Origin of the sequence: uncultured Amnibacterium sp., assembly GCF_964245895.1 — a bacterium.
GTDB lineage: Bacteria > Actinomycetota > Actinomycetes > Actinomycetales > Microbacteriaceae > Amnibacterium.
In genome coordinates, this window is the sequence record NZ_CAXTOQ010000221.1 from 1 (window position 1) to 4,168 (window position 4,168).

4 protein-coding genes and 1 pseudogene are annotated in these 4,168 nt (G+C 74.1%); 4 read left to right on the plus strand and 1 reads right to left on the minus strand.

The genetic code is table 11. From position 1 onward, the window contains the following. Nucleotides 1-677: pseudogene (locus tag ACFE60_RS17995) on the minus strand (glycogen debranching enzyme); the annotation flags it as partial. 85 nt (nucleotides 678-762) lie between these two features. Between ACFE60_RS17995 and ACFE60_RS18000 the strand changes: the two are divergent. The 4 genes from ACFE60_RS18000 to ACFE60_RS18015 all read left to right on the plus strand — a co-directional run. Further along, entirely contained in the window at nucleotides 763-1,083 is a 321-nt protein-coding gene (locus ACFE60_RS18000; protein WP_375390228.1) for a hypothetical protein, read from the plus strand. Continuing rightward, nucleotides 1,084-2,571, plus strand: coding sequence for a molybdopterin-dependent oxidoreductase (locus ACFE60_RS18005; protein WP_375390229.1), 1,488 nt, complete (start codon nucleotides 1,084-1,086; stop codon nucleotides 2,569-2,571). It begins immediately after the preceding gene. A 221-nt stretch (nucleotides 2,572-2,792) separates the two neighbouring features. After that, nucleotides 2,793-3,401 carry an ECF transporter S component gene (locus ACFE60_RS18010; protein ID WP_375390230.1) on the plus strand — a complete coding sequence of 203 codons (609 nt, stop codon included), beginning with the start codon at nucleotides 2,793-2,795 and terminating at the stop codon, nucleotides 3,399-3,401. Beyond that, nucleotides 3,398-4,168 (plus strand): energy-coupling factor ABC transporter ATP-binding protein (locus tag ACFE60_RS18015; protein WP_375390231.1); only part of this gene is annotated, 771 nt, incomplete at its 3' end. The genes ACFE60_RS18010 and ACFE60_RS18015, both read left to right, overlap by 4 nt.

The following is a 4,168-nucleotide window of genomic DNA, read 5'->3' on the forward strand; positions in this document are numbered from 1 at the left end:
GTGTTGTAGCCCCAGTAGTTGCGCAGGCCCTTGTCGACCAGGGTCGAGTCCTGCACGAACTGGTGCACCGGCATCAGCTCGATCGCCGTCACGCCCAGCTTCTGCAGGTGCTCGATGATCAGCGGGTGCGCGAGGGCGGCGTAGCTGCCGCGCTCCGCCTCCGGGATGTCGGGATGCAGCTGCGTGAGGCCCTTCACGTGCGCCTCGTAGATCACCGACTCCTTGTACGGGGTCTTCGGGTGCCGGTCGCCGCTCCAGTCGAAGAACGGGTTGACGACGACGGACAGCATCACGTGCGCGGCCGAGTCCTCGTCGTTCTGCGAGTCGGGGTCGCCGAAGTCGTAGGAGAAGAGGGACTGGTCCCAGGCGAACGCGCCCTCGGTCGCCTTCGCGTACGGGTCCATCAGCACCTTGTTCGGGTTGCAGCGGAAGCCGTTCGCCGGGTCGTAGGGCCCGTGGATCCGGTAGCCGTAGCGCTGGCCGGGCTGGATCTGCGGGATGTAGCAGTGCCACACGTAGGCGTCGACCTCGGTCAGCTCGACGCGCGTCTCCGTGCCGTCGGCCTCGAAGAGGCAGAGCTCGACCCGGTCGGCGGCCTCCGAGAAGAGGGCGAAGTTGGTGCCGCTCCCGTCGAACGTCGCCCCGAGGGGGTAGGCGGTACCGGGCCAGGTGTGCACGAAGCGGCTCCTTGGTTGGAGGGGGCATGGACGGCGGAGAGGGTACCGGCGGTGCCCTTGAAGAACGGGGGGCTAGCGTTCGCGCATGAGTTCGCTCCCCATCCGCATCGCGGACACCCTGAAGCAGTTCGGCGCCCAGGTCGCCTACGGCGAGGAGCGCGAGGTCGAGGGCACCACCCTGGTGCCGGTGGCGCTCGTGGCGTTCGGCTTCGGCGGCGGCGGCGACGACTCGGAGGGGGGCGGCGGAGGCGGCGGCGGGTACGTCGTTCCGGTCGGCGCCTACGTCGGCGACAGCCTGGGGGTGCGGTTCCAGCCGAACCCGATCGCGCTCGTCGCGGTGTCGATCCCGCTCGTCTGGGTCTCCGGCAAGGCGCTCGCGCGCATCGTGAAGGCGCTGAAGCGCTAGGTGGCCGGTCTCCGCCCCGTCGTCTCCGGGGTCGCGGCGGCCGCCGCAGGACTCGGCGCGGGCGAGCTCGTCGCCGCGGTGCTGAACGCCTCCGCGAGCCCGATCCTCTCCGTCGGCTCGCTCGTCATCGACCTGACGCCCGGGTTCCTGAAGTCCGCCGTGATCGCCGCATTCGGCACGGGGGACAAGCCGTTCCTGATCGGCGTCCTGCTGGTCGTCGTGCTGGCGCTCGGCGCCGCGGCCGGCCTGCTGCAGGCGCGGCGCGCCCCGCTCGGCGTCGTCGGGGTCGCGGTCGTCGGCGCGGTCGCCGCGGTCGCGGCCGTGACCCGGACCGGCGCGAGCCCGCTCGACGCCACCCCCTCCGTCGTCGCCGCGGTCGTCGGCGGGGCGACGCTGTCGCGGCTCGTCGCCCGCACCGAGCTGCCCGGGCGGCGCGCGTTCCTCCGCGGCGCCGTCGTCACCGCTGCGGCCGGCGTCGTCGCAGGCGTGATCGCCAGGGCGATCACGGCGGGCCAGCGCGGCACGCAGGTCGCCATCGGGAAGGTGGAGCTGCCCGCGCCCACCGCGACCGCGACGCCTCCCGCTGCGGCGGACGCCTTCGACGTCCCCGGACTGACGCCGCTCGTCACCGCGAACGAGGACTTCTACCGCATCGACATCGCGTTGTCGCCCCCGTCGATCGACCCGGACGCGTGGCGGGTGGAGGTGACCGGTGAGGTCGAGCACCCCTTCTCGCTCACCTACCGGCAGCTGTCGGCGCTGCCCATGCACGAGTCGCCGACGACCCTGATGTGCGTGTCGAACGAGGTCGGCGGCACGCTGAACGGCACCGCGGTCTGGCTCGGCACCTCCATCCGCGACCTGCTGGCACGGGCGGCGCCCAAGGCGGGCGCGGACATGGTGCTCTCCTCCGGCGCGGACGGCTTCTCGGCGAGCACGCCGCTGGCCGTCCTGCAGGACGCGGGCCGCGACTCGCTGCTCGCCGTCGGCATGAACGGCGAGGCCCTGCCGCAGCTGCACGGCTTCCCGGTGCGGATGGTGGTGCCCGGGCTGTACGGGTACGTCTCCGCGACGAAGTGGCTGACGAAGCTGGAGGTGACGCGCTTCGACCGCGCGACCGCCTACTGGACGAGCCGCGGGTACAGCGCGCAGGCGCCGGTCAAGATCTCGAGCCGGATCGACCGGCCCGGATCGGGTGCGCGCGCCGGCATCGTCACCGTCGCGGGCGTCGCCTGGGCGCAGCACATCGGCATCGCGCGGGTGCAGCTGCAGATCGACGGCGGCCCGTGGGTCGACTGCGAGCTCGCGGGCGACTGGTCGGTCGACGTCTGGCGGCAGTGGCGGTACCGATGGACCGCCTCCCGCGGATCGCACCAGCTGCGCGTCCGCGCGACGGACTCGACGGGCCTGGTGCAGACGGCGAAGCCGGCGGCGGAGGCCCCGAACGGCGCGACGGGCCTCCACACGGTCCAGGTCTCCGTCTCCTGACCCGAATCCGGGCAGGTTCCGTCATTCCGGGCGCGAATTCGCGCCCGGAATGACGGAGGTCGCCCGGGATCACGCGTCGGGCTAGGCTTCGCCCGACACGGGAGTCCGGTGAGCCGGGCTGAGAGGAAGCTGCTCCAAGCTTCGACCGCACCTGATCCGGATCACGCCGGCGGAGGGACGCTCTTCACACCGCCCGTGCTCGACTCGAGAAGACGGGCACCATGACCAGCACCCTCACCACGGCGCGACCGCGGACGCTGCAGTGGCGCGTCGTCGACATCGTCGTCGCCAGCGTCATCGCGGTCGCGTGCGCGCTGATCTTCCTGGCCTGGATCCCGCTGTCCGCGGGACCGTCGACCCTGCTGAAGCCGCTGCTGCCCGGCCTGCAGGGTCTGCTCAACGGGCCGTGGCTGATCGCCGGCCCGCTCGCGGGCCTCATCGTCCGCAAGCCCGGCGCCGCCGTGTACGCGGAGTTCGTGGCCGCCGCGCTCGAGCTGCTCGTGCTGCCGGCCTACGGCGCGGGCGTCCTGGTATCCGGGCTGATCCAGGGCCTCGGCGCGGAGCTGGTGTTCGCGGTGTTCCTGTACCGCTCCTTCGGGCCGATCGTCGCGCTGCTCTCGGGCGCGGTCGCCGGGGTCGCGGAGACCGCCTTCGACATCCCCGTCTGGTACGCGGGCACGACGGCCGCGTTCTGGGTGGTCTACGGCATCACGACCGTGGTGTCCGGTGCGGTGATCGGCCTGATCTGCTCGCCGCTGGTCCGCGCGATCGCCGCGACCGGCGTGCTCGACCGGTTCGCGAGCGGGCGCACCGCGCGGCGCCTGGTGTGACGCCCGCGCGCATCGAGGCGCGCGGATGGGGCCGGCGGCACGGCGGGCGGCGCGCCTGGGCCGTCGCCGGGCTCGACCTGGTCGTCGAGCCGGGCGAGCGCGTGCTGCTGCTCGGCGCCTCCGGCAGCGGCAAGTCGACGCTGCTCGCCGCGCTCGCCGGCGTGCTCGGGGACGACCAGGGGGAGGAGGCGGGCGAGCTGCTGGTCGGCGGCGCCCGGCCGGCGCCCGGCCGCGCCGGCTTCGTGCTGCAGGACCCCGAGTCGCAGGTGATCCTGCCGCGGGTCGGCGACGACGTCGCCTTCGGGCCGGAGAACCTCGGCGTGCCCGTCGCGGCGATCCGCGAGCGCGTGCCCGCGGCCCTCGCGGAGGTGGGCCTCGCCGTCGACCTCCGCGCCTCCGCGAGCGCGCTGTCCGGCGGGCAGAAGCAGCGCCTCGCCCTCGCGGGCGTGCTCGCGATGCGGCCGGGGCTCGTGCTGCTCGACGAGCCGACCGCGAACCTCGATCCCGCGGGCGTGACGGAGGTCCGCGACGCGGTCGTCCGCGCGGCCGCCGCCTCCGGGGCGACCGTGGTCGTCGTCGAGCACCGCGTCGCGACCTGGCTGGACGCGGTCGACCGCGTGATCGTGCTCGGACCGGAGGGGCTGCTCGCGGACGGCCCCGCCCGGCAGGTGCTGGACCAGCACGGGACGGCCCTCGCCGCCGCGGGCGTCTGGGTGCCCGGGCACGACCCCGAGGTGGCCGTGCCCGCCGCGCCCGGCGCCGGGCTG

Bases quoted from the DNA above. Each gene is read 5' to 3' on its own strand.
- ACFE60_RS18000 (WP_375390228.1), top strand. From the start codon at position 763: ATGAGTTCGCTCCCCATCCGCATCGCGGACACCCTGAAGCAGTTCGGC.
- ACFE60_RS18010 (WP_375390230.1), top strand. From the start codon at position 2,793: ATGACCAGCACCCTCACCACGGCGCGACCGCGGACGCTGCAGTGGCGC.